Annotated in this window: 20 protein-coding genes; 10 read left to right on the top strand and 10 right to left on the bottom strand. The window is 42.1% G+C overall.

Annotated features, from left to right (window positions below; translation table 11 throughout):
- Nucleotides 1-52: 52 nt before the first annotated feature.
- Nucleotides 53-1,447 (bottom strand): MBL fold metallo-hydrolase, encoded by a 1,395-nt coding sequence (locus E2R51_RS14825; protein WP_133377873.1) that lies wholly within the window; start codon nucleotides 1,445-1,447, stop codon nucleotides 53-55.
- Nucleotides 1,448-1,863: 416 nt separating this feature from the next.
- Between E2R51_RS14825 and fbp the strand changes: the two genes are divergently transcribed.
- The gene (gene fbp, locus E2R51_RS14820) at nucleotides 1,864-3,795 is read left to right on the top strand and encodes a fructose-1,6-bisphosphatase (protein WP_133377872.1); all 1,932 of its coding nucleotides are present in this window, start codon (nucleotides 1,864-1,866) and stop codon (nucleotides 3,793-3,795) included.
- A gap of 195 nt (nucleotides 3,796-3,990) precedes the next feature.
- On the opposite strand, the gene E2R51_RS14815 is transcribed toward fbp, so the two are convergent.
- Nucleotides 3,991-5,178 carry a hypothetical protein gene (locus E2R51_RS14815; protein ID WP_133377871.1) on the bottom strand — a complete coding sequence of 396 codons (1,188 nt, stop codon included), beginning with the start codon at nucleotides 5,176-5,178 and terminating at the stop codon, nucleotides 3,991-3,993.
- A 256-nt stretch (nucleotides 5,179-5,434) separates the two neighbouring features.
- On the opposite strand from E2R51_RS14815, the gene E2R51_RS14810 reads away from it, so the two are divergent.
- A complete protein-coding gene (locus E2R51_RS14810; RefSeq protein WP_133378029.1) occupies nucleotides 5,435-5,854 on the top strand; it encodes an SRPBCC family protein in 420 nt (139 codons plus the stop codon).
- 35 nt (nucleotides 5,855-5,889) lie between these two features.
- Here the strand turns inward: E2R51_RS14810 and E2R51_RS14805 are convergent, their stop codons facing one another.
- From E2R51_RS14805 to E2R51_RS14785, 5 genes are all read right to left on the bottom strand, one after another.
- Nucleotides 5,890-6,663, bottom strand: a complete 774-nt coding sequence (locus E2R51_RS14805; protein ID WP_133377870.1) for a DUF429 domain-containing protein — start codon at nucleotides 6,661-6,663, stop codon at nucleotides 5,890-5,892.
- Nucleotides 6,664-6,791: 128 nt separating this feature from the next.
- Nucleotides 6,792-8,207, bottom strand: coding sequence for an NAD-dependent succinate-semialdehyde dehydrogenase (locus E2R51_RS14800; RefSeq protein ID WP_133377869.1), 1,416 nt, complete (start codon nucleotides 8,205-8,207; stop codon nucleotides 6,792-6,794).
- A 12-nt stretch (nucleotides 8,208-8,219) separates the two neighbouring features.
- Nucleotides 8,220-9,620: an APC family permease gene (locus E2R51_RS14795; RefSeq protein ID WP_133377868.1), complete on the bottom strand. Its 1,401-nt coding sequence runs from the start codon at nucleotides 9,618-9,620 to the stop codon at nucleotides 8,220-8,222.
- A gap of 17 nt (nucleotides 9,621-9,637) precedes the next feature.
- Entirely contained in the window at nucleotides 9,638-10,987 is a 1,350-nt protein-coding gene (gabT, locus tag E2R51_RS14790) for a 4-aminobutyrate--2-oxoglutarate transaminase (RefSeq protein WP_133377867.1), read from the bottom strand.
- A gap of 12 nt (nucleotides 10,988-10,999) precedes the next feature.
- A complete protein-coding gene (locus E2R51_RS14785) occupies nucleotides 11,000-11,653 on the bottom strand; it encodes a GntR family transcriptional regulator (protein WP_133377866.1) in 654 nt (217 codons plus the stop codon).
- A 784-nt stretch (nucleotides 11,654-12,437) separates the two neighbouring features.
- Between E2R51_RS14785 and E2R51_RS14780 the strand changes: the two genes are divergently transcribed.
- Both E2R51_RS14780 and E2R51_RS14775 read left to right on the top strand, forming a co-directional pair.
- Nucleotides 12,438-13,301 carry an AraC family transcriptional regulator gene (locus E2R51_RS14780; RefSeq protein WP_133377865.1) on the top strand — a complete coding sequence of 288 codons (864 nt, stop codon included), beginning with the start codon at nucleotides 12,438-12,440 and terminating at the stop codon, nucleotides 13,299-13,301.
- 211 nt (nucleotides 13,302-13,512) lie between these two features.
- Nucleotides 13,513-15,129, top strand: a complete 1,617-nt coding sequence (locus tag E2R51_RS14775; protein WP_165967239.1) for an FAD-dependent monooxygenase — start codon at nucleotides 13,513-13,515, stop codon at nucleotides 15,127-15,129.
- A gap of 131 nt (nucleotides 15,130-15,260) precedes the next feature.
- Here E2R51_RS14775 and E2R51_RS14770 read toward each other — a convergent pair whose 3' ends face one another.
- Nucleotides 15,261-15,842, bottom strand: a complete 582-nt coding sequence (locus tag E2R51_RS14770) for a TetR/AcrR family transcriptional regulator (RefSeq protein WP_133377863.1) — start codon at nucleotides 15,840-15,842, stop codon at nucleotides 15,261-15,263.
- Nucleotides 15,843-16,116: 274 nt separating this feature from the next.
- On the opposite strand from E2R51_RS14770, the gene E2R51_RS14765 reads away from it, so the two are divergent.
- From E2R51_RS14765 to E2R51_RS14750, 4 genes are all read left to right on the top strand, one after another.
- Entirely contained in the window at nucleotides 16,117-18,057 is a 1,941-nt protein-coding gene (locus tag E2R51_RS14765; RefSeq protein WP_165967238.1) for an efflux RND transporter permease subunit, read from the top strand.
- A 2-nt stretch (nucleotides 18,058-18,059) separates the two neighbouring features.
- The gene (locus tag E2R51_RS14760) at nucleotides 18,060-19,883 is read left to right on the top strand and encodes a YhgE/Pip domain-containing protein (RefSeq protein ID WP_240733097.1); all 1,824 of its coding nucleotides are present in this window, start codon (nucleotides 18,060-18,062) and stop codon (nucleotides 19,881-19,883) included.
- Between the two features lie 266 nt (nucleotides 19,884-20,149).
- The gene (locus tag E2R51_RS14755; protein ID WP_133378028.1) at nucleotides 20,150-20,605 is read left to right on the top strand and encodes an SRPBCC family protein; all 456 of its coding nucleotides are present in this window, start codon (nucleotides 20,150-20,152) and stop codon (nucleotides 20,603-20,605) included.
- 236 nt (nucleotides 20,606-20,841) lie between these two features.
- Nucleotides 20,842-21,672, top strand: coding sequence for an aldo/keto reductase (locus tag E2R51_RS14750; protein WP_133377860.1), 831 nt, complete (start codon nucleotides 20,842-20,844; stop codon nucleotides 21,670-21,672).
- A 181-nt stretch (nucleotides 21,673-21,853) separates the two neighbouring features.
- Here the strand turns inward: E2R51_RS14750 and E2R51_RS14745 are convergent, their stop codons facing one another.
- Together E2R51_RS14745 and E2R51_RS14740 are read right to left on the bottom strand one after the other, a co-directional pair.
- Entirely contained in the window at nucleotides 21,854-22,102 is a 249-nt protein-coding gene (locus E2R51_RS14745) for an HPr family phosphocarrier protein (protein WP_133377859.1), read from the bottom strand.
- 195 nt (nucleotides 22,103-22,297) lie between these two features.
- Nucleotides 22,298-23,425, bottom strand: a complete 1,128-nt coding sequence (locus E2R51_RS14740; RefSeq protein WP_133377858.1) for a 2-methylaconitate cis-trans isomerase PrpF family protein — start codon at nucleotides 23,423-23,425, stop codon at nucleotides 22,298-22,300.
- A gap of 119 nt (nucleotides 23,426-23,544) precedes the next feature.
- Here E2R51_RS14740 and E2R51_RS14735 point away from each other — a divergent pair, with 119 nt between their 5' ends.
- Together E2R51_RS14735 and E2R51_RS14730 are read left to right on the top strand one after the other, a co-directional pair.
- Entirely contained in the window at nucleotides 23,545-24,408 is an 864-nt protein-coding gene (locus E2R51_RS14735) for a LysR family transcriptional regulator (protein ID WP_133377857.1), read from the top strand.
- 150 nt (nucleotides 24,409-24,558) lie between these two features.
- Nucleotides 24,559-25,875 (top strand): CitMHS family transporter, encoded by a 1,317-nt coding sequence (locus tag E2R51_RS14730; RefSeq protein WP_133377856.1) that lies wholly within the window; start codon nucleotides 24,559-24,561, stop codon nucleotides 25,873-25,875.
- The last annotated feature ends 64 nt before the right edge of the window (nucleotides 25,876-25,939 follow it).

Below are 25,939 nucleotides of genomic sequence, written 5' to 3'. Positions count from 1 at the left end.
TAAGATGATAAATAAATTGACTTACACATATGCAGAATTAGTTTGTCGTTGATTACTCTTCTTCCTTCCACCGGTTATAACCGCCACTGATGTTAATGACTTCATACCCCTGGTTTAATAAAATGCTCGAAGCTATAGCTGAACGTTTTCCGGAAGCACAATGTACTGCAACCGGCAGATTAGCAGACAGCTTATCTGATTCATGTAACAGCTTATGAAGAGGGATGTGCTTAGCATCAGGAATATGACCGGCTTCCCACTCATCCTGGTATCGGACATCTACTATTTGTAAGTCTTTTGATTTCTGTTCATGTACTACTTCCTTTGGCGTTTTATTTTGGTAGAATCGAATTTTCTCAGCTGTTTGAATAACAGAAGGAGGTAAGAATCCCTTCAAACTATCCAATCCTATTGCAGTCAATACCGTACGAATTTCATCTGTATGATAAGGTTCTGCAATAATGTATAGATTTGCCTCATAGTTTGCTAATCGTCCCATCCATTCTGCAAATGAATCTGGGAAAGGAATATTGATCGTACCTGGAATGTTTCGAGATGAATAGTCGTTAGAATTCCTGGTATCAACAACCATGGTTTGTTTCTCCAAAGCTAATTCAGCTGCCTTATTGCCATCTACCTGCATTTGCACACCGGCAGGCACTTCGGAAAGGGGAGTCATCCCAGATGGATTCACTTCTTTCATTTTTGTGAAATAAGCTGGAGGTTCAGGTTGTCCATCGAGCAGGAAATCAATAAACTTTTGTTCCTCGTTGAACTGGAAAGCCTGATTAACCATTTTTTCATATCCCACAGTACTCGTAGGCACAGCCCCCAGTGATTTACCACAAGAACTGCCGGCGCCATGACCTGGCCAGATTTGAATATAGTCGGCATACTTTTTAAATTTATTTAAAGAATGGAACAGCTGGCTTGCTCCTATACCGGCAGAATTTTTGACGCCGACAGATTTCTCCAATAGATCAGGCCGTCCTACATCTCCTGCAAATACAAAATCTCCTGTGAATATCCCGATAGGATGTTCAGCATTGGCACTGTCTGTTACTTCATATGACATATGTTCAGGTGTATGGCCTGGTGTATGAATAGCTTTCAACTGGACATTGCCAACCTCAACAATATCTCCATGCTTTAGACCTTGTTGAGGCAGGGAGACATCAAACTGATATCCTCCATTTTCTTCACCTTCCACAGAATGATAAATTGTCGCTCCTGTCCGGTAGGCTAATTCAGTTGCTCCCGATACAAAATCGGCATGAATATGGGTTTCAATAGCTATCTTAATGACGTACCCTTCTTCCCGGGCAACTGTCAAATAAGGTTCAATGTTTCTGGAAGGATCAATGATTGCGGCTTCACCTGTTTTCTGACATCCAACCATATAAGATGCCTGGGCCAAATGTTTGTCATAAAAATATTTAAGATACATTCTGATTTCCTCCAGTTATCAAAATTTTTCTTCTTTTATCTAATACCCACTTGGGTATTGAATAAAACAGATATTGGAATATTTAAACATGCGTATCACCCGAAATGGAACCGAATATAAACATTAAAGATGGTTAAAAGAGGGCTGTAACGGTATCTTGTGCTGACTACAGCAGCTAGCTGTGAAAGATTAAAGATATATCAAAATGGTATCTTACTAGTAAATACAAAGACTCTAACCATAAATACACCATGTTGAAAATTCGATTGAGTGGTAAGATGGAGGTAGATGGGGTGTTATACAGCCCCGGCATTACGAAATGTGAGAATACATAAGTAATATATTTTGTTTTAGTAATACGAACTTAATTGCTGAGTGATAAACATCGTTAAGAATTCAAAGGGGGATTAAGAAGAGTGGACAAAAAATACTTGGATTTATTGGCGCAGAAATACGATAGTGAAGAAAAAGTTGTAACGAAAATAATAAATTACGAAGCCATTCTTAATCTGCCTAAGGGGACAGAGCATTTTGTCAGTGATTTACACGGGGAGTATCAGGCTTTCCAGCATGTATTGCGAAATGGTTCCGGCAGGGTCAAAGAGAAAATAAGAGATATCTTCAGCGGCGTTATTTATGAAAATGAAATTAATGAAATGGCGACGCTGGTCTATTATCCAGAAGAAAAATTACAGCTGATCAAACACAGCTTTGATAATGAACAAGAGCTGAATCATTGGTATAAAGAGATTATTGAACGCATGGTTAAGCTGATTTCCTATGCCTCTTCCAAATACACACGATCAAAATTGCGTAAAGCCCTTCCAGAACAGTTTGCTTATATAATAGAAGAACTGCTTTATAAAAAAGATGAATTCGCAAATAAGGAGCAGTATTACACCAAAATCGTCCAGCAGATTATTTCTCTCGGACAGGCAGATAAGCTCATCATTGGGCTGGCATACAGCACGCAGCGGCTGGTTGTTGATCATCTTCATGTAGTGGGGGATATTTATGACCGGGGACCGGAGCCTGACAAAATAATGGAAGCACTCATCAATTATCATTCCGTTGATATTCAATGGGGAAATCACGATGCACTTTGGCTCGGTGCTTTTTCTGGTTCCAAGGTGTGTCTTGCAAATATTCTTCGCATCTGTGCACGCTATGACAATTTGGATATCATTGAAGATGTGTATGGGATCAACCTTAGACCACTGATGAATCTGGCGGACAAATACTACGACGATAACCCGGTCTTCAGGCCAAAAACACATTCAGATAAACATACATCAGACCACGAGCGATTACAAATCACAAAAATCCATCAGGCCATTGCCATGATTCAGTTCAAGCTTGAAAGCCCGATCATTAAAAGACGGCCGAACTTTAATATGTCAGGAAGGCTGCTGCTTGAGGAAATTGATTATGAGAAAAATGAGATTACGATTAACGGGAAAACTTATCCATTGGAAAATACCTGCTTTAAAACCGTTAATCCCAAGCAGCCCGATGAGCTGTTAGAGGAAGAGGAGCAGGTGATGGAGAAGCTGTTATTTTCAGTCCAGCATTCAGAAAAACTGGCCAGACATATGAATTTCCTCATGAAAAAAGGGAGTCTCTACTTAAAATATAATGGGAATTTATTAATCCATGGTTGTATTCCTTTAGATGAAAATGGAAATATGGAAAAAATGATGATCAAAGATAAAACCTATGCAGGCCGTGAGCTGCTTGATATTTTCGAGCATAATTTGCGCCAGGCTTTTGCCCACCCCGAAAAAACGGATGACCTTGAAACCGATATGGTCTGGTATTTATGGACTGGCGAATACTCATCGCTTTTTGGAAAGCGGGAAATGACAACCTTTGAACGGTATTTCATCAAGGATAAGGAAGTGCATAAAGAGAGAAAAAATCCGTATTACCATTTGCGTGAACAGGAGGATACCTGCCGGAGCATTCTTGAGGAGTTTGGTCTTAATCCTGACCAGGGCCATATCATCAATGGCCATACCCCGGTCAAGGAGATTGACGGAGAAAACCCGATTAAAGCAAATGGCAAGATGATTGTAATCGATGGGGGCTTTTCGAAGGCTTACCAATCGAAAACCGGCATAGCGGGCTATACTCTATTGTATAACTCCTACGGTATGCAGCTTGTCGCCCATCAGCATTTTAACTCAAAAGAAGACGTGCTATTAAACGGAACAGATGTGTTATCCGTCAAACGACTGGTGGATAAAGAATTAAAACGAAAAAAAGTGCAGGAAACGAATGTGGGAGAGGAATTGTTAGAGGAAATTACTCTTTTGAATCGTTTGATGGAGTATCGGTATATGAAATAGTATAAGGGCTCGCGAGGTAAGTTTTATAGAGACACTGACCTAAAAAGACCGGTTCAGGTAATTTAAATAGGATTCTACACAACAAAAAGAATGTCCATAAATGTGGACATTCTTTTTTAAATTCAATGAATTTTTTCCCATCCACTTTTTAATTATTTATCATCTAACATACTAAATCACGAGGCAGAAAGTCCTTTAATACTTATCGCTTTCTTCCTCAACTTTTTCCTTAATCGACTCATACCGCTGCCGCTGCCGGTACCCGTAAGTGGAAGAAAGCACGACTTCTTCGTTTTCAAGTGCCGATCCGAGGGCGCCGACGATTGTCGAGATGTTTGTGGCTGTCCACGCAATATAAAAATAATTGATGATTCCCACTTCTGGTGATACTTCAGATTGCAGCAGACTCATAGGGATAAATAATACAACGGTCATCGAAAAGATAATTAACAGTAAGGAGTAATATAAGCATACAGACACTAATAAGGTGAGTGCCGTAGTAGTGTTATATAATTTTCTCATATAGTCTGTTTGTCTAGTGGTTGACTTTTTCTCCCATAAGTTATGGGCAATGATAATCCAGGCGACCATGGCGGTAATGGAGACCAGAGAAAGTAAAAGAAGCCGCCCCACGCTGTATTCATTACTGAGCAGCCAAAGGGTAGGGAACACCAGGGCATAAGCGCCCGTTGTAAAAGCAATCATGATCACTTTCATAAAGGCGGGAAACATCGCCCAGGGACGGTTAGCCCGAACCATTCCGGTTAAAAGCCGCAATGCGCTCCCAAAACGCGAGTCCACTTTAAAGCGCACATCGATATGTTCTTCATTTTCTTCAGGTGCCTCCCTTTTAATTGGAGAGATTCGGTCAAATCCGTGCCGTCCTACCAATTTTTTGGGGTTCCGGTTTTTTAACTTTTTATCGGTTTTTTTATCTTTTTGCTGAAGTCTGTGTTCCGCCTCTGCTCGCCCTTCCTCTGAACTGTCATACGCCATTTCATTTACAAGCTGCAGGATTGAATCCCTTATCCGCCTGCTGAGCGGAGCTGCCCCGAGACCTGGCAGACTGATTAACGCAACGCATTCTTTTTCCAGCGCTTCAGCGATAACGACCTTTTTTCCTTTAAGTAAGGGGAGATCTGTCAGAGCAACTGTAAAGTCCCACTGATGCTTACTTTTAAATTTAATTACTTCATCTAATACTTCCTCAGAATTGGCCGTTCCTCCAGTAAGAGAGTCAACATAAAATTCAATCTTCCAATTATATTGATCATCTACATAATATCTGAGCAATTCAGGCAGGCCATCCTTGATTGATCCGATTAATTTCTCCGGATACCCTGGAGCTGTAATGATGCCAAGTGATTTTACCGGTTCACTCAATTGTTTTCACCTCTAATCATGCTTTCGTGTAATTACTCACTTATCTCTTTTACCTAAAAAGCTCTGATGGAAACTATATTTTGGCAGGAGATTTTGCAATGGGTAAAAATAAATAAAAGAATAGGGTAATATTCGATTGATAATAATTGATTCTAAAGATGGCAGGGGTATTACGAGCCATTTTGGTGGTAGAATAGATGTGAATGATCCTTCTGACGATTTTAATTTTAAAAAATGGAAAGCGAGTTGATTCATGATGAATAATCTTTCTAAAATGAGAATTAAAAAATCGGCAAAAGAAATATTTGAAGCGTTTGTTGATCCGCAAAAGATTGGCGGGTTTTGGTTTTCTTCAAGCTCTGAGAGATGGCAGGAAGGGAAGACCATTACATTAACATATGAAGAGTTTGGCGCTGAAGGAGATATCAAAATCATTGAACTGCAGGAAAATAAGAAGATCGTCTTCGAGTGGGCTGGGAACCATACTGTAACAATCAATTTAATAACAGAAAACGGCAGCACGATTGTAGAAATCAACGAAGAGGGATTTGATGATAACGACGAAGACCTTATTAGTCAATTAGTAGATAACAAAGAAGGATGGGTTTATATGTTAACCTGTTTAAAGGGCTATCTGGAATACGGCGTTAGCTTGAGAGCTTCATTAGTAAAATGAACTCAATTGGATGATTTCAAATAGACCTCCTCCGCCTAATCGGTGGGGAGGTTTTTTTGTGAAAAATAATAGATCCAGCCTTCTTCTTTTATCTCTTCTGCTTTATTCTCAGGCGGGGACTGCAGCTCTGGCAGTACGTTGCCTTGACTTCCATAAGCAACAGCGTAAAGTGCACAAATGCATGCATCATAAGCGTCTGTTCCCGGGACAGCATCGTCAGGGATAAAGCGTCTTATTTTGTTATGAGCCTCTTCGAATCTTTTTTCTTTTACCAAGGCAGGGTAGACTTCAATAATAAGCCGGCGGTCAGATTCGGTTGCAGTTTGAAAGGGAAGTGTTTTAAAGCCTTCATTTTCCCAAAGTTTAGTATGCATCATTGCCGCCGTCGCATTGTTTCCAATCCGGTCATAAGAGGCTGACAGCGGTTTTTTTCCAAAGACCGAGTAGATTTCCCGATCGGTAACCCGGTAGGCCAACGGATTGTTAATTTCCTTGTCCGGCTTTTGCATCTCAGGCTTTTCTCCATTAATGAGCCGATTAAACGCCGCTGGAAAACCCAACGGGGCGTCTATTCCAATTACGATTAGCGTATTCATCCCGATATCCTCAAATGTAAAAGCAGGTTCAACTTCAGAAGTGAGTTGCTTAAGGGAAAGGAGACCCTGGGCAGGTATCGATATCTCCGCAGCTTTTCCGCGCCATACGATTTGATTTGTCCTGCGCTCCCACTGACAGATGGCCACTCCATGATTATGCCCCATCCAGCCGCCCACATCCCAGCCTATACCAATTACAGTGTCAAAAATCATCCTTGTTCACTCCCTAAATAAACTGCTTCATTCTAAGAAAAAAGGCAGAGATGCGCCAAAATGCTTCATTTTGGGACTTCTCTGCGCTTTTTAACAGTCTAATCGTTTATTTTACGGCAAACAAGAGATCATAGGCCGATGGAGATATATTTGGTTTCCAGGTATTCGTCTATGCCCTGATGTCCGCCTTCACGTCCGAGGCCGCTTTCTTTGAAGCCGCCGAATGGTGCCTGGGCGGCTGAAGGTGCGCCGTCGTTTAAGCCAATAATGCCAAAGTCGAGTGCTTCGGAAAGTGTGAGTGCCTTTGATAGGTTTTCCGTAAATAAATAGGCAGCTAGGCCGAATGGCGTGTCGTTAGCACGTTTAATGGCTTCCTTTTCATCTGTAAATGTACTGATGGGCAGAACGGGTCCGAAGGTTTCTTCTGTCATACAGGTCATTGAATCGTTTGTGTTTGTAAGGACTGTTGGCTGAACAAAGTAGCCTTTTTGTAGCGTTACCCCTTTTCCGCCAGTGACGATGGTTGCTCCGTTATCAACAGCCTGTTGAATATGATGCAGTACTTTATTGTAAGCGTCCTGATCGATCAGGGGGCCGATATCGGTTGCCGGGTCGAGACCGTCTCCAACAATTAATGTTTCTACGGCTGCTTTCAGTTTGTCTGTAAATGCTTTTTCAACTGATTCGTGTACATAAAATCGGTTGGAGCAGACGCATGTTTGACCGGCATTCCGAAATTTCGAAGCGACAGCCCCGGTTACAGCCTTATCTAAATCGGCATCAGCCAAAACGATAAAGGGTGCCTGGCCGCCAAGCTCCAGTGATAATCGTTTCATTGTATCAGCAGATTTCTTCATTAATAACTTTCCAATTTCTGTTGAGCCGGTGAACGAAAGCTTTCTAACGCGTGAATCCGCCAGCCAAACGTTGCTAATCGTTTCAGCGTCTCCGGTTACGATGTTAATCAATCCCGGGGGAGCTCCGGCTTCATTTGCAAGTTCAACTAACCGCAAAGCAGTGAGCGGCGTTTGTTCAGCCGGTTTAATGAGTGCTGTGCACCCGGCAGCAATTGCCGGAGCGATTTTACGCGTAATCATGGCTGCCGGGAAATTCCACGGAGTAATGGCTGCGATCACTCCAACCGGCTGCTTTTGAACAAGAATCCGCTTATTTCGGTGAGAAGCCGGAATTGTTTCCCCGTAAATTCGTTTTGCTTCTTCTGCATACCATGCAATATAGTTGTTTGCGTATTGTACTTCACCGAGCGCTTCTTTAAACGGTTTTCCTTGTTCGCTTGTCATAAGACGAGCTAATTCTTCTTTATGTTCATCGATTTTTTTATACCAATTCATTAAAAATCCGGCGCGTTCTTCGGCGGTCGTTTCTTTCCAATTTAAGTGTGCGCTATAAGCTGACTCAACTGCAAGCTCTGCTTCTGCTGCGCCGGCATTCGGTACGGTTGTGATGACCTCCTGTGTAACTGGATTGCGCACATCAAATGTTGTTTTGGCTTGCTGATCGAGACCGTTAATGATCATTTTCATGTTTTATCCTCCTTAAATCACCTTTTTATCCGATTTTATTTGCTGAACATTCTGATTTTTGTAGGCGCCTTTTTTCATACGGATGAAGAAAAATAATCCGATACCTGTCCAGCCGGCAACCATCAACCATTCATACGGCCAAATGAGCGCAGCGGGCATGCCGGGCATATAAAGAGCAACAAATCCAATACTTAGAAGTAAAGCAAGATAACCGAAAATAGGTGATTTTCCGGCACGGAAAGGACGTTCCATTCCGGGTTCTTTCTTACGCAGCACAATAAAAGCCAGTGCAACCAACAGATAAGCAACGACGATCCCCAGTCCGCCTGCATCGACAATCCATACAAGAGCTGAACGGCCGAGAAGGGGAGCGAGCATGGAAATACTGCCTATAAATAAAATTGCATTTGATGGTGTGTTGTATTTCGGATGCAGCTTTCCAAACCATGCTGGCAGCATCCCGGATTCTGCCATCGCATATAAAACGCGGCTTCCGCCAATAATGAAGGAATTCCAGCTTGTAATGATCCCAGCTACACCACCGACAATGAGAATTTGTGCAAATAAATCCGAATTGAATAAGCTTCCGATCGCATCCGCTGAAGCTAATGCGGTTAAGGAGAGCTCCGTTGAATTTAATGCAACGCCAACGCCAAGCGCAATCGCTAAGTAGAAAAGAATCGCACCAGTGACTGAAATGATGACTAATTTTCCAATTTGTTTAGGAGGCAAGTCCGCTTCTTCTGCGACTTGTGGAATGACGTCGAAGCCAACAAATAAAAAGGGGACCATAACAAGAACCGTCATAATTCCGCCAGCGCCACCTACAAAAAACGGTGATAAATTAGCTGTCTCTCCATTAATACCAGCTCCAAAAATCAACAGCAGTCCAACGCCGATGATGACAAGTGTAAAAAAGGTCTGGAAGGAAGCAGCTTGTTTAATTCCAAAGTAGTTGATCGCTGTAATGGCGACTGCGCCAAGCGAGCCAATCAATACCCAGTTTAAATGAACATCCCATCCTGCAACCGTCCATAAATAGCCTGCTTCGTAGTTTGGAATTAAATATGTAACGACTGTTGGCAATGCCACAGCCTCAAAGGCAGCAACAGATAAATAACCAAAAGTAATTGCCCAGGAAGCGATAAACGACATATCGTGTCCCAGTGCCCGGTGAACATAGGCGTGTTCACCACCGACCATGGGCATAGCAGAAGCGAGCTCGGCATAAGTCATACCTACACAAATAACAAGAATTCCTCCGATTAAAAAGGCAACAACAGCACCGAATGATCCGGCTGATGTTATCCATGATCCGGACAGTACGACCCAGCCCCATCCCAGCATCGCGCCGAGTGCCAGGAAGAGGAGATCAAATCGTGACAATACTTTTTTAAGTTTTTTCTCTTGCATGCATAACGCCTCCTTTTTTATACCGAGTAGCTTGGAACGACAGATCGAACAGCTTTTTCGACAAGGTCTAAGCCTTCAGTTAATTCTTCGTCTGTGATCACAAGCGGCATGAGGAAGCGGATGACATTACCGTAAACACCTGCACTTAAAAGAAGAACGCCATTTGCCTGTGCAGCGGAGATAATATTGGCAGCTAAAGCTTTATTCGGAGTTTTCGTTTTCGGATCTTCCACAATTTCCACCGCAACCATTGCCCCGAGTCCCCGTATATCCCCAATGCAGTCAAATTCCTGCTGCAGCTTGGCAAAACGATCTTTCACAGCATGGCCAATGACGTTTGCACGTTCATTTAAATTTTCCTCTTCTATAATCGAAAGGACGGCTAAAGCTGCCACACATCCGAGTGGGCTGCCTGCGTATGTACCGCCTAATTCACCGGGAGCAGCGGCGTCCATAATTTCACTGCGGCCGATCACACCGCTAATAGGGGTGCCTGCGCCAAGTGATTTTGAAACGGTAATTAAATCCGGCACAATGTCAAAGTGCTCACTGGCAAAGGTTTTGCCAGTACGGCCAAAGCCTGTTTGAATTTCGTCTGATACAAATAAAATTCCATGCTCTTCACATTTTGCTTTTACAGCCTGGACAAATTTTTCCGTTGGTACGATAAAGCCGCCTTCACCCTGAATCGGCTCCATTACAACAGCAGCAATCGTTTCAGGAGCAACTTCTTTTAATAAAAAGTCATCAAACTGCTCAATGATCCATTCGCTGTATGCTTCTTCAGACAAGCCTTCCGGACGGCGATATGTATAAGGAAACTGTGCTTTATATACTTCCGGTGCAAATGGTCCAAAGCCGAATTTATATGGCTTTACTTTGCTGGTCATTGTCATCGTCATGAGTGTGCGACCGTGAAACGCGTTGGCAAACGTAACGATTCCTTGTCGTCCTGTGTATTTCCGCGCAATTTTAACCGCATTTTCCACGGCTTCTGCACCGCTATTTTGGAGCAAAACCTTTTTATCGTGATGGCCCGGAGCAAGCCCGGCGAGTTTTTCCGCTAATGCCACATATGGTTCATACATCATGACGTTAAAGCCCGTGTGAATAAACTTATCGACTTGTTCATGAAGTGCCTCTTTCACCTTCGGATGGCTATGGCCTACATTGATGGTCCCGATTGCACCAACGAAATCAATAAATGTATTGCCGTCAACATCCGTAATCTTTGATCCTGATGCCGTTTCTGCAAAAGTTGGAACACCGTAGCTAACAGCATTCGGCACAATCGCGTGTCGGCGCTCGAGAAGGGATGAGGCCTTTGGTCCTGGAAGTGAAGTTTTAATCGATGCATGATTTGTCATGTTTGTTCCTCCTTAACTGAAAATGGATTCTTGATTGGATAAATCACTTAATGTGGATAATAAATGCAATTCAATTGCTTTTTTAACGGCTGGTAAATCTTTTTTTTGATAAGCATCATAAATCGCTTTGTGCTCTGGAATCGACTTCACATTCTTTAATTCCGTGGTGTAAAATTCATCACGCAAAATAAGGTAGCAATCCGACCATTGGTTTAAGGTCTCAACTTGCTGCATCAAAAACTTATTGTCTGCAATCTTAGCGGCAAACGAATGGATAAGCCCATTTACATGCATAAACTCTTCAAAATCTCTGGACTTATAAGAGGCAATCTCTTGTTCAAGAAGCTGTTCAAACTCTTTCAAATCGTTCTCTGAAATATGATTGATTGCGAGTTGGGCAGCATAGCCTTCAAGCATAATCCGTAAGTGGAATACATCTTCAAGCTCCTTATTCGAAGGATTGCATACAAATGCTCCTTTATGCGGGACAAGCTGAATCAACCCCTCGCTCTCCAATCGTTTGAAAGCAGCACGAATCGGCGTCCGGCTCATGTTCAGCTCCTGACTTACCCAGTCTTCGGTGATGCGCTGTCCAGGATTAAGCCGCTTCAGCATGATCGCTCTTTTTACCTTTTCATAAGCCAATTCTTCAGTTCGTTTTTTCATTGTCATATGGGCACCCTCTAATTGTATTCGTAGATTGTATACAATATCCTCCTGTTGCTAGCCATCATATCGTAAAAATTTCAATGTTGCAATAGTGAAATCTGAAAAGATAGAAAATTATAAATATGCAAACGGGTGGATTTTCCTGTTGTTTCGCAAGTTGATGGGTAAAATGTATACCTTTTAATTAAAGCAAGATTTTAAAGAAAAGTATTGATAACAGAATAATGATTTTCATATGCAACTTTAATCTTCTTTTGCTTTCAGCAGCTCTATTACCTTGTAGCCTCCTGAATTCGTAGCAAAGAGGCAGGGACTAATGGGTCTACCTAATGTAGCCGGCTCACTGCGCTTCAAATGCGCTTTCCGCAGGGACGGCGCTGAGCCTCCTCATGCTACGCCTTGCGGGGTCTCAGCTTGCCGTCAAATCCTGCAGGAGTCGCCACCTTACGCTCCGTTCACCTCATCGTTGCAAATAAAGCAGACTCAATTTACATAACTTTTGGAGTTATGTCCCAACCTCTTGTTTGTGAAAAATAGTAAATCCATCCTTCTGCTTTAATAATGTCTGCTTCTTTTTCCTCTAGCGGGTATTGCAGTTCTGGCAGTACTTTCCCCTCGCTTCCAAAAGCCACAGCATAAAGCGTACTAATACTGCATCATAAGCGGCTGTTCCCGCTACAGCACTCCATTCAAAAACTCTCAGAAGTCTGTTTATAAAAAGCAAAAATCGACATGTTTTCACTTCAGTAATCCATTATGATAAGTACAAGGAGTGAAGCTCATGAACTGGATCCAGTCATTGCAAGCATCCATTGATTATATGGAAGATCATCTTTTAGAGGAAATTCAACTGGAGAAAGTGGCACAACAGGCAAAAGTGTCACCGTTTCATTTTCAGCGCATGTTTCTGTTGCTGACGGATATGTCAGTGGGAGAATACGTACGCAAAAGAAGACTTACACTCGCAGCGCACGAGCTGGTAAGAGAAGATGTGAAAATCATTGATGCTGCTCTGAAATTTGGTTATCACACTCCCGAATCTTTTTCAAAGGCCTTTAAAAAACAGCATGGACTCTCACCAAAAGATGCAAAAAGTGGCAAGGGGAAGCTAAAATTTTATAATCGTCTGGTTATCCAGGTGACATTGAGAGGAGAAACGGCTATGAATGTCGAAATGATCGAAAAAGGTCCAGTTCAAATTGTTGGATTAAAACAGGATTTGCGGTGTGTGAATGGTGAAAATTTGATCCGGATTCCAAAGATCTGGGAAAGGGTCAATCAGGACGGGACGACGGATGAACTCGTTTCGATGAACAATGGATCTATTAAAGGTATATTGGGTGTTTGTGTGGATAAGAGTACTGTGATGCCTGACACGATTGAATACTGGGTAGCAGCGGCACATGCCGGGGACAGCGCGGGACGGTTTCAAACGATGGAGCTGCCAGCCTCCAAATGGGCAGTGTTTGAAGTAAGAGGAGCCATGCCGCATGCCATACAGGATATGTGGAATCGAATCTATACAGAATGGTTTCCATCAAGCAACTATAAACATGCAGGAACGCCTGACCTTGAAGTCTACTCTGATGGTGATCCAACATCAGAATCGTACTATTCTGAGATCTGGATTCCGGTGAAGAGCTAATGAAAAGGACGGATAAGCAGAGTGAGCATTTAAACTGAATGCTCACTCTGTTTTTTAATTCAGGCAATTTATGTGTTTTGCACGTGAATAAGGGTATCGTATGGTAAGTTCTTTTTAAAAGGAAACAGGTCTGTACAAACAAACAGGCTATGTTAACGTGAATATAAGCTGAAGATAAACAGGGCGACCGATGATGAAAGGAGCTATTGATATGTCAGTGATCGAAACAGATGTGTTGATTGTCGGAGCAGGACCAGCCGGGCTGATGGCTGCGAACGTGATGCAGAAAAGAGGGGTCGATTATGTCTGCCTTGAGAAAAAGCCGGGACGGTCGGTACTCTCAAAAGCACTCGGTATTCAGGCGAGGTCGCTTGAATTGTTTGAGTTTCTGGGTGTGAATCAGCCGTTTCTGAAAAGAGGCTACCCTGGTCCGGGTGCCAAGCTTCATTTGGCAGGAAAAAAGCCATCCTATGTAGAGATGTATCATATTAAAAGCAGGTATCCATACCTTTTAATCATCCCCCAGCATGAAATCGAAGAAATACTTGAGAATCACCTGAATGACCGCGGAGGCGAAATCTCCCGGGAGCATGAGGTTCTTGAGGTAGTCCAAAAAGCTGGGGGCGTAGAAGTAACAGCCGTGCACAACGGGGAAACTAAAACCTATTTCTCAAAGTACTTACTTGCTTGCGACGGTGCCCATAGTAAAGTACGGCAGCTGCTCGATGTTGAATTTGAAGGGGAGGATGAGGGCATCACCTTTTTCACAGGGGATGTTGAGATTCCGACGATGAAAGAAATTCATATTAATCTTCATATTAACGACCGGGGAGCCGCTGCTTTCTTTCCTTATAAAGACGGGACGTATCGCGTTGTTGGATTTGACCGGACCAGACAGGGCGGACCACGCAAAAGGGAAATGAAGCTGCATGAGCTGCAGACAACACTGGATACAATTTTAACGACGTCTTATGAGGTAGAGAACCCTAAATGGCTGGCCTATTTTGGCACTGCGCACAGACAGGTGCCGAATTACAGGGAAGGCCGGGTGTTTTTCGTTGGGGATGCAGCCCATGTTAACAATCCCCTCGGCGGGCAGGGGATGAACATCGGGCTTGAGGATGTGGCGAACCTTTGCTGGAAAATAGATACAGTGTTAAAAGGGTATGCCGGCAATCCTTTTTTAGATACCTACCATGAGGAAAGGGCGCCAGTCGCCAGAGAAGTTATCCGAAATACAACGATGGAGCTGAAAATGATCCAGCTGAAAGGGCTTCCCGGAAAAATCCGCAATTGGGCAGGTAAAGCGGCGCTGTCGCAGAACTGGGTACAGGCGATCTTTGCACAAGCTCTATCGCATGTACATAACGATTATGATAAAACGCCGATTAACCGTTCGTTTAAGGACGCTTCTTTGCCAAGACGGGCAATTCAGGCAGGAGAACGTGTGCCAGATCAGCTGTTATTTATGAACGGAACAACCGATGAACGGCTCTTCCCACTGATCCAAAGGCTGGGCTACGTCTGTTTGATTTACATTGATTCTTATCAGCAGGATCTGGTTGACTATGCCTATGCCTTTAAAGAAAAAGCAAATGAAGCCTTTCCCGATATGATAAAGGTTTTTCTTGTGGCCAGAGGCGGAACGGTTCTGACAGACAGGGATGAGCTGCCTATTATTTATGATTCATATCGGCACCTGGATAAAAACCTGGGGATGAAAAAGGGAAGTACACTTTTTATTCGTCCGGATGGACACGCAGGGTTTCATGACGGATCTGCAGATTTGAAAAAGGTGATGGGGAAGCTGAAGCGGTATTTTATCTAACTGAATGAGGATGGTATTAAACTTATATAATGACAACAAGAGTGTCTTCATGAACGAATTCATGAGGGACACTCTTTATTTTGTACAGAATTTATTTTCCTTGTTTTTTGGAGAAATGGTCAGTGTCTCTATTATCGCTTTGCCGACTGCTCCAAGTATGAAAAACCATAATTAACGAAACTGTTAATCATCACCGCCATCTCAGCAGGCGATTGATCCATATCATTTTCAATCCAGTCCTTAATCACATGAATCGCACCACTCATAACAAAGGTGCTTAAATACTCTGATTCTGTGATTTTCACTTCATTGGCATTCATCCAGTTATTCATCAGGTACTGCCTGGTGAGCTTCATCAGCTTTTTTTCAAAAGCAGTGGAGCCATCGTTGGTCAGGAGGGTTTGAAGCATTCGTTTGTTTTCAATAATATATTCCAGTATTTTTTCGGTAATCTGAATGGCCTCTTCTTCCGCTTCATAGCTATAGCTGTGCAGGTAGGTGTTCATATCTTCGATGATTTCTTCTTCTATTTTATTAAGGAGGTCTAAATGATCGGAATAGTGGGTGTAGAAAGTTGATCGATTAATGTCTGCCATCAGGCAGATTTCCTTGACGGTAATGGACGAAATCGGTTTTTTTTCAAGCAGGGTAATGAGGCTCTCTTTTAACACTTTTCTTGTGTATTTCTTGCGCTGATCCAGTTTTTTATTCATTTTTATAGACCTCCTTATATTAACGATTTGTGAATATCCAACACTAAACAGCATTGTGTTGGAAAACTGACGCTAATGCTTGAACTGTTTGTTGAATATCCAACACAGTGTCAATACAATAGTAGAGTGTAGGAATGGTAGATGCAAGAGAGGATGACGCTTTATCGATTGGACAGCTCGAGTTATTAAATATAAAAAAAGTATCGTCATTACATTTTTCCTTGTTGCCCTGTTAAGTGTGGCAGCTCAATTCGCAGTATCGGTTAATTATAATATGGCTGATTATTTGCCGGAGGATGCCCCCTCCCTTGAAGCTATCGAATTGATGGAAGCAGAGTTTGATGATCCAGTGCCCAATGCGCGGGTCATGATACAGGATGTGTCGGTGACAGAAGCGTTAGACTACAAGAAAGAATTAGAGGACATTGAAGGCGTGAGTGCCGTTACGTGGATGGATGATGTAATGGATCTGACAGTTCCTCTCGAAATGGCCGATCAGGATATGCTGACATCTTATTATCAGGATGAGGCTGCCTTAATTTCGGTTACGATTCAGGAGGGTAAAGAGGTTGAGGCTACCAATGCAATCTATGAGCTGATCGGCGAGGACAATGCCATAACCGGTGAAGCGGTGACAACTGCGGTTTCCCAGGAAATGGCTGGACAGGAATCAATGTATGCAGCTCTTTTACTTGTGCCGATCATTATTTTGATTTTGATTTTATCAACCAATTCCTGGGTCGAGCCTGTGCTCTTTTTAACAGCGATCGGGATTTCAATACTGATCAATTTAGGAACAAATATTTTTATTGGAGAAGTGTCGTTTATTACCCAGTCGGTGGCACCAATCCTGCAGCTTGCGGTGTCGCTAGATTACGCGATTTTCCTGCTTCACAGCTTTTCTGATTACAGGAAAAAAGTGGCGGATCCGACTGAAGCAATGAAGCTTGCGATGCAGCGTTCGTTCCCTGCCATCGTAGCCAGTGCGTCAACAACCTTTTTTGGGTTTATGGCATTAACGTTTATGGAGTTTGGAATCGGTTCTGACTTGGGAATTAATCTTGTAAAAGGAATTTTACTGAGTTTTCTCAGCGTCATTGTCTTTTTACCTGCGTTAACACTGCTGTTTTATAAATGGATTGACCGGACAAAACATAAGCAGTTTATTCCTGATTTTAAACATATCGGATCAAAGGTAATGAAGCTGAGAATACCCAGCCTGCTGATCGTTTTGCTCCTAATCGTCCCTGCTTTTTTAGCGCAGAGTAATACAACCTTCATTTACGGTGCTGGTGAGCATCCGGAAAACACGCGCGCAGGCCAGGATGCTTCGGCAGTAGAGGACATCTTCGGCAAAGAAATGCCGATCGTACTTCTGATTCCGGAAGAAGACCGTGGAAAGGAAGAGCAGCTTGTTCAGGAGCTTGAAAGGATTCCGAATGTTTCAAGTGTCATTTCCTATGTGAATATGGTGGGTTCTGCTATTCCGCCTGAGTATTTAGAGGAAACGATGACCGAACAATTTTATTCCGGGAACTACGCCCGGATCACGCTGTATACCGAAACAGATGCAGAAGGAGATGCAGCCTTCGCCCTGATTGACCAGGTGAAGGAGACAGCTGATTCCTATTATGAAGATACCCATCTTTTGGGTGAGAGCGTCACCCTCTACGATATGAAGGAAATCGTACAGAAGGATAACACATTTGTAAATGTCATGACGGTAGTAACGGTCGCACTCGTGCTGCTGATTACGTTCCGCTCATTATCCATTCCGGTTGTGCTGTTACTGGCGATTCAGGCATCTGTCTGGATTAACCTTGCGATTCCATACTTTACCGATGCACCGCTTGTCTATATCGGCTATCTGCTCATCAGCACGATTCAGCTGGCAGCGACGGTTGATTACGGGATCTTATTTACGGAAAATTATTATAAGCTCAGACAGGAGATGCCTGCCATGCAGGCCATCAAGAAAACGATTGACGAAAAGCTTTTTGCGATTTTAGTATCAGCTTCAATTCTTTCCAGTGTTGGATTTATTTTATGGATTACATCATCAAATCCGGTTGTTTCATCAATTGGTCTCTTATTAGGACGGGGAGCGCTGCTGGCCTTTATCATGGTTCTGTTTGTCCTGCCGGCACTGCTCGTGATTTTCGATCGGATTATTGAAAAAACATCATGGAAAGCAAATTTTTATAAGGGGAAATGAACATGAAATTAAAACGCACGAGCGCAGCCTTCACGGCATTTCTTCTTGTCATGCCGACATTCGTTGTATCAGCGGAGACAAATCAGGATTCCAAAAAAGAGGATGCACCTAAAGGACAAGGCTCCTACACGGAAAAAAGCGAAGTGGTCTATGCGACACTGAATGCATCAGGCGGACAGGGAGCAATGTATGTCGTCAACAACTTCACGATCGATGAACCAGGAAAAATCAGTGATTACGGCCCTTACACCAGCGTACAGAATTTAACAGATCCATCAGCAATCCAACAAAAAGAGGACCGCGTCCAATTTACGACTGAAGAGGAAGAGTTTTACTACCAGGGGGATCTAAAAGGCGTTGCGTTGCCATGGGACTTTGATGTCGCCTACCGGTTGGAGGGAAAGTCTGTTAAGCCTGAGGATCTGTTAGGAAAAGATGGAGAGCTTGAGATCCAAATTGACAGTTCGAAAAACGATAAGGGAGAGGAGCTGTTTTTCGAAAATTATCTTCTGCAAATCACCCTGACATTTGATTCCGAACGCTATAAAAATATTGAGGCGCCGGATGGAACGATTGCGAATGCAGGGAAAAACAGACAGGTGACCTTTACCGCCATGCCTGAAAAAGAAGAAAGCTTTACGATCAAAACAGACGTCTCTGACTTGGAAATGGAAGCGATAGAAATTGCAGCTGTCCCATCCTCGATGTCAATTGATGCACCGGATGCTGACGACATGCAAAAGGATATGACGTCTTTATCGGATGCTACAGCAGAAATTAATTACGGTGTCGGCGAGTTGAAAAATGGCATTGCCGAACTCAATAATGGTGCAGCAAGCCTCTATGATGGTTCGGCTCAGTACCAGCAAGGAATCAATGAACTTCAGGGAAGTTCAGCCGGCTTGGTGGAAGGTTCTGCCTCCATCCAGTCAGCCCTGCAGCAAGTGAATGAATCAGTCCAAATAGCGGGCTCAGGCGGCATTGATGTAAGCCAATTCACTGAATTGGAGAATGGCCTGCGGGAATTTGCAGGAGGGCTGGAAGAAATCGAAAGCGGCCTTACAAATCTTAACGGTCAATACAGCCAGGCACATCAGACACTGGATGAAACGATTAAGTCGATTCCTGCGGAGCCTGTTTCAGAGGCTGATATCCAGGCATTATATGATAGTGGAGCCGATCAGGAAGTGGTAGACAGATTGGTGCAGCATTACGAGGCGGCACGCGCAACGAGAGAAACCTATGCCGGTGTTCAAGAAGCATTCAACGCTATCAATCCTGCACTGGAAACAAGCAGCGGCTCGCTGAATGAAATGAGTGCCAATGTTTATTCGATTGCAGATGAATTAAACAGCAGTCTCTCTGCCATCGATGTGGAAGCATCGATCGCCCAATTACAAGATGGGCTGCAGACATTGACGGCCAATTATAATAATTTTCACTCTGGCCTGGTCGCCTACACTGGCGGTGTAGAAGAACTGGCTGGCTCCTATCAGCAGGTTCACAACGGTATCTCCGGATTAACTGGCGGCACGTCTGAACTGGAGGCAGGTTCAGCTGAACTGCAAAACGGAACATCCCAATTAGCTTCATCAACCAGTGATCTGCCTGACCAGCTTCAAAAGGAAATCGATGACATGATTAGTGAATACGATAAATCAGATTTTGAGCCGGTTTCATTTGTATCTGACCAAAATGAAAAAGTTGAAACCGTGCAATTTGTCATTAAAACCGAAAGCATAAAGAATGATGAAAAAGAAAATGGTGCAGCAGAGGATCAAAAGGAAAAAAGCTTTTGGGACCGACTCAAGGCGCTTTTTAACTAAAGAAGAAAAGCGGTCAGGCAATCACCTGGCCGTTTTTTTGTGGTTCAATTTATATTATTGATTAAGTAGTAGTTTTTTGCTGGTTCACTATTGAATCCTAAAGACCTATATACCGGGTTAATTATTATCTTTAAGTATACTAATATCAGGTTCATAATCTGAGACTACTATGAAAAATTCATCTCGTGTGCTATACAAGTGGACCTGGCTATACGATAAAGTGGAGGAAATTGATCAATTTATTTTATCAGGAAAGGGTGAAGGAAATGATCCGCTGGAATGAAGAAATCATTATTAATACAAATATAGAAGAGGTGTGGAATCTATTTCGTGATAAAAACATTAGTAGAATTATGCCAAAAGTGATGTCTCATGAGTTGATTGAAGGAAGTGAAGAGGAAGCGGGAGCTAAACATCTGCAAACGTATCGAGAGGGAAAAAGGGTTGAAACCTATACAGTTCACACGCTGGCTTATGAGGACCATGAGACAGAGAAATATAAAAAAATTAATTTTGTTTTAGGCAAAGCGTTTGAGATTACCTTTTCCTTCACTTTAATACAATTGAATGATTGTCAAACCAAGCTAATTTATGAAGGAGAAAACAAAGGAGCCAATTTTGTTGGACGGGCGATGATGAGACTTGCCGGGAAAAATCAGGATAACAAAGTCGTTTTTGAGTTTTTGGAAAGAGTGAAAAAAGAAGCGGAGCAAGCTGGATAAGCGTCTTAAATGGAAACATATAATCCCATAAACACCCTAAACACAAAAAGAGCAGCTGCCAACTGCTCTTTTTTGTATTTGGGCTATCCGGCTGTGCTTTTGGGCACTTTAAAGTACCTATATTACTCGAAAGTGCCTACTGTTCAGTGGGAACCATATGCTTTAACATGAACCGTGTAATCACAGACTGGTTTAATCCACAGGAAATCATAGGTAATGAAAAGGGGAATAAAGCAATGACAATAAAGAATAGAACTTTAAACAATGGTTTGGAAATGCCTGAGGTTGGCTACGGTGTATTTCGAGTAGAGGAAGGGAAAGAGTTGGAAGAGGCGGTAAAAATGGCGATTCAGCTTGGGTACCGCAGCATTGACACTGCGGCCATTTATGGAAACGAGAAAAGTGTTGGAAACGGTATTCGCCTTGCTATCCAGGAAGGAATTGTAACGCGTGAGGAGTTATTCATCACGTCAAAGGTGTGGAATGATGGATTAACTTATGATGAAACAATCATGGCTTACGAAGAAACCCTGAAGAAAATGGATCTTGCGTATTTAAATCTTTATTTAATTCATTGGCCGGGACAGGATAAATACCTTGAGGCGTGGAAAGCGCTGGAGACACTTTACAAGGAAGGACGCATCAAGGCCATTGGGGTAAGTAATTTCCAGGTGCATCATTTAGAAAACCTGTTAGAGCATGCAGAAGTCACGCCGGTAATTAACCAGATTGAATTTCATCCTAAATTGACTCAGGAGAAGGTCAGAGAATATTGCCTCAAACACAATATTCAAGTAGAAGCCTGGTCACCGCTTATGAATGCAGAATTGCTTACTAATAAAAAGGTTCAGGAGATCGCAGAGAAACACACAAAATCGGCAGCTCAAGTAATTCTTCGCTGGGATCTGCAGCATGATGTGATTACCATACCGAAATCAATGACGCCTTCCCGAATGAAAGAAAACATCAGCCATAATTTCTCCCTCACAGAAGATGAAATGAGCCAGCTCGACGGGCTTAATGAGAACCTTCGAAGCGGGCCACACCCGGATGAATTTAATTTTTAAGATTAACTAAACAGTCAAGAGCCATTGTTTGAAGTGGGAAGCGTCCGCCTGCAACGGAAATCAACAGCCTCATTAAAAAAGATAATCAATAATTGAAAATGCTCACTAAAAGCCTCTTCGCCATTTAAAAAATGGCAGAGAGGCTTTTTTGTGAACTATACTTTATATAATGTTTTCTTCTTTAGCTCACTGATACGGGTAAACCGCTTTTTCTAAATATCTGCTGCATGGCTGTTTTAGCTTGATCCTCATCAGGACCATGAATATCAAGGTGAAAGGAGGAGGAGGTTAAAATACTATTTGTTAGTCCTAATATACTTTTAGCATCTATCATAGCTTTATCTGTTTTTATAACAATACTGGATTGATACTTATTAGCAGTCTGGTTGATTTGAACAACCACTTTTACGAGGGTTTTATCTATTGCCATCTTCATCCACCTCACTTATAGTTTATAACTGGATCATTATAATAGATTACTTGAGTCAGTACTTTACAACCACTTATCTTTGAAAAATTAAACATTGCTTCTTTCTTCGTATCATATTCAAACATTTGAATACGCTGACCTTTAAATAATGTAATAATCCACATAGTGACACCCCTTTTAAATTTTATATTTATATCAGGCATGCTGTTCAAGCAGGTGATAAGAGTTCTTTGTGTATACAGCACCTTCTAAAATCATTCTTGCCGTTCTGGCCACCTTAATTGCTGCAATATGTCCGCCAACTAACTCTACTTTAGTGTCCATGATTCCTGCAGGATGACCCAGGCGAAATACTTCATTTTTGATCTGAATGAAATCCGAAAGAATATTTCCATCCAGAAAGGCACAAGCCGTGGCACAGATTGCTCCAGTAATCGCAAGGGCCTGATGGGGCTTTTGCATTGACATCATCCGTATTAGCAGGTCCATTTCACGAGAAGAATGGAAATTACCATTCGTATCCATGTAGTCAGCTGGCTCAGCGACAATGGTCAATTTTGGAACGGCAGGTGATAGTTTAGTTGCATTCTCTCTATTAGAAAAACCACATTTCTCTGCAGCGAGTGCTCGAATCTGTTCAAATTCTTTAAGCTGCTCTTTTGTATACTCAGTTGGCAATTCTGTACCCAAAAGACCCAGATCACTTGCACGAACTAAAACCAGGGGATTGGCAACATCCACAATTGAGATGTTCAATAATCGATTGCCAAGCTTTATTTGGTCTTGGGGTTTGCCGGTGGGATATAACTTACCTGTTACAGCACCTTCTGGCTGTGAAAAAGACAGAAAAACAGGTGCACCTGTACCAGGAACTCCAGGAATCGAATAACAACCTTCTGTCTTAACTTCTCCTTTTTCAACTTGCACTTCAGCAACGATGATTTTATTAGTGTTAGTATTTAAAATACGCACGGATGTTACAGGTTCTTTCGTAGAAACGAATCCTTTCGATATCGCATATGGGCCTACTGCAGAAGAAATGTTTCCGCAATTTCCTTTGAAATCTACGAATTGGTCATGTATGCTCACTTGAGCAAACGTATATTCAATATCATAATTCGGCGATAACGACGGTTGAATAATTGCTACCTTACTTGTTAGTGAGTTCCCGCCACCGAGTCCATCTATTTGACGATGGTCTGGGCTCCCCATTATATCCAGTAAAAAAGCTTCCCATAACTCACGATGGATCGGCATATGCTGTTGATCAATGAATACCCCTTTACTTGTTCCACCCCTCATCAATGCAATTGGTATTCTCATGTTCGTTCGCCCCTTTTTTGTTAGTAACCACATCGTATGCTAAACTGCTTTATAAGTGAAATACATATTTTATTAGTAGTATGTAAAAAAAAACTTATAACAAGAAGAGGTGAGTATTCATGGATGAAAAGGACTGGCATGCACTGCATGTTTTATTAGAAGAAAAAAATATTAGCCGGGCAGCAGAACGGTTATATGTATCCCAACCAGCTTTAACCTATCGCCTTAAAAACATTGAACGAAAATTCGGAACAACATTATTTTTCAAGACGAAAACGGGGGTTGAACTAACTTCGGAGGGAATACACTTAGCAAATTATGCAATAGAAATGAAGAAACAGCTTCAAACAACGAAAGATTATCTCCAAAATATGAAGCCGGAGGTTCGTGGAACACTTCGAATTGGTGTATCTAGTAATTTTGCACAATATAAATTACCAGCTTTACTAAAAGCATTTTCCACAAAGTATCCCCATGTTCAATTCAGTGTGCGAACTGGATGGAGTACTGAAATTATGGATTTACTTAATTCCTCCCACGTACACCTTGGAATTTTAAGAGGAAACTATGATTGGTATGGTACAAAAACCTTATTGCATAAGGAACGATTGTGTTTAATCTCAAAACGAGAAGTTAAATTGGAAACCTTGCCTAAGCTTCCTTTTATTAATTACAATACAGACAGTTCATTAAAAGGATTAATTAATGGGTGGTGGCATGATCATTTTTCCACCCCGCCTCTTGTTACAATGGAAAACGATCGTCAAGAAACATGTAAAGAAATGGTTAAGCATGATTTAGGTGTATCAATACTCCCGGAAATTTGCCTGCAGCCTTCTGATCATCTGAATATTTATGGACTTTCTTATAAAAACGGAGAACCTGTATTGCGTAATACTTGGCTTATGTATAATGAGGATGCCCTAAAATTAACAACCATAAAAACCTTTGTTGATTTTCTGACTTCTTATGACGAACTTTAATGTTTTTACCTTTGTTCTATCAACGTTATAAATTTTTTTATAACTCCCCCCCTAAAATTATGTATTATACTTATGTGTTTATTTGAACTATTCTAACAATAATTTACGGATGATTTTTGTAAGCGTTTACTTTAAAAAGGGGTGGGAATTGTGCTTACATTTTTAGGACTGTCGATGGTGATTACCTTTACTTATTTGATTATGACGAAGAAACTATCACCAGTTGTTGCGTTAACGATTGTGCCAATTGTGTTCGGATTAATTGGAGGATTCGGTCCGCGGTTGGGAGAAATGATGTTCGAAGGATTAAAAATGGTAGCTCCTTCTGCGGCTTTGCTGCTCTTTGCGATTTTGTTTTTCGGGGTGTTGATTGATGCTGGATTATTCGATCCTTTGATTCGGAAAATGCTGCAAATTGTGAAAGGGGATCCTGTTAAAATTACAATTGGAACGGGGGTTTTGGCTATAGTTGCTGCACTTGACGGTGATGGCACAACGACCCATATGATCACGATTTCTGCTATGCTGCCACTTTATAAACGAATTGGCATGCGTCCAATTGTACTTGCCACTATTTCACTGTTGTCGTTAAGTATAATGAGCGGCATGACTCCTTGGGGAGGGCCTGCTACCCGAGCAATCACTGCACTCGGATTAGACGCAGGAGAGTTTTTCATTCCATTATTGCCGACAATGGCCGGAGGCATTTTATGTGTATTAATGATCTCTTTTGTGTTAGGAAAAGGTGAAAGAAAGCGCATTGGACTAATTTCATTCGATCACGTTCCAATGGAAGCTCCATCACTATCTGAGGCTGCAGCGGCATATGCTTTGCAGGAGAATACGAAAAGACCGCATTTAATTTGGATCAACTTCTTCTTAGTTTTAGTTGTTATGACTGTTTTGGTTATGGGATTATTACCGGTTCCTGTTTTGTTTTTAATCGGTTTTGTCCTGGCATCAATGATTAATTATCCTAACTTAGAACAACAAAAAGAAAGAATGATTGCGCATGCTGGAAACGCATTAACTGTGGTGACACTGGTTTTTGCTGCTGGAATTTTTACTGGTATTTTTGAAGGAACAGAAATGGTTGGAGCTATCGCCAATTCTCTTGTAACATTAATTCCTGAGTCTTTAGGTTCCTTTTACCCGCTTGTGGTAGCCCTGACAAGTATGCCATTCACGTTTGTATTATCCAACGATGCGTATTATTTCGGGGTTTTACCGATCTTAGCCGAAGCCGGAGCAGCTTATGGAGTTGAACCGATTGAAGTTGCACGAGCATCAGTACTTGGTCAGCCGGTGCATTTTTTAAGTCCACTCGTTGCTTCAACACTTTTACTTGTAGGTATGGTTAAAATCGATTTAGGAGAATTCCAGCGTTTTGCCATTAAATGGTCAGTGATCTGTTCTCTCTTTATCATTTTGGTCGCATTTTTGACGGGTGCTATCTCTGCATTTTAGTGACTATGATCTACGATGAATATACTTAATTGGCCGGTCTTTCACGACTGGCCTTTTTCATGGA

The organism is Jeotgalibacillus sp. S-D1 (assembly GCF_004358665.1).
GTDB lineage: Bacteria > Bacillota > Bacilli > Bacillales > Jeotgalibacillaceae > Jeotgalibacillus.
The sequence above is the reverse complement of the archived record's forward strand: the minus strand, read 5'-3'. Positions and strand labels throughout refer to the sequence as shown.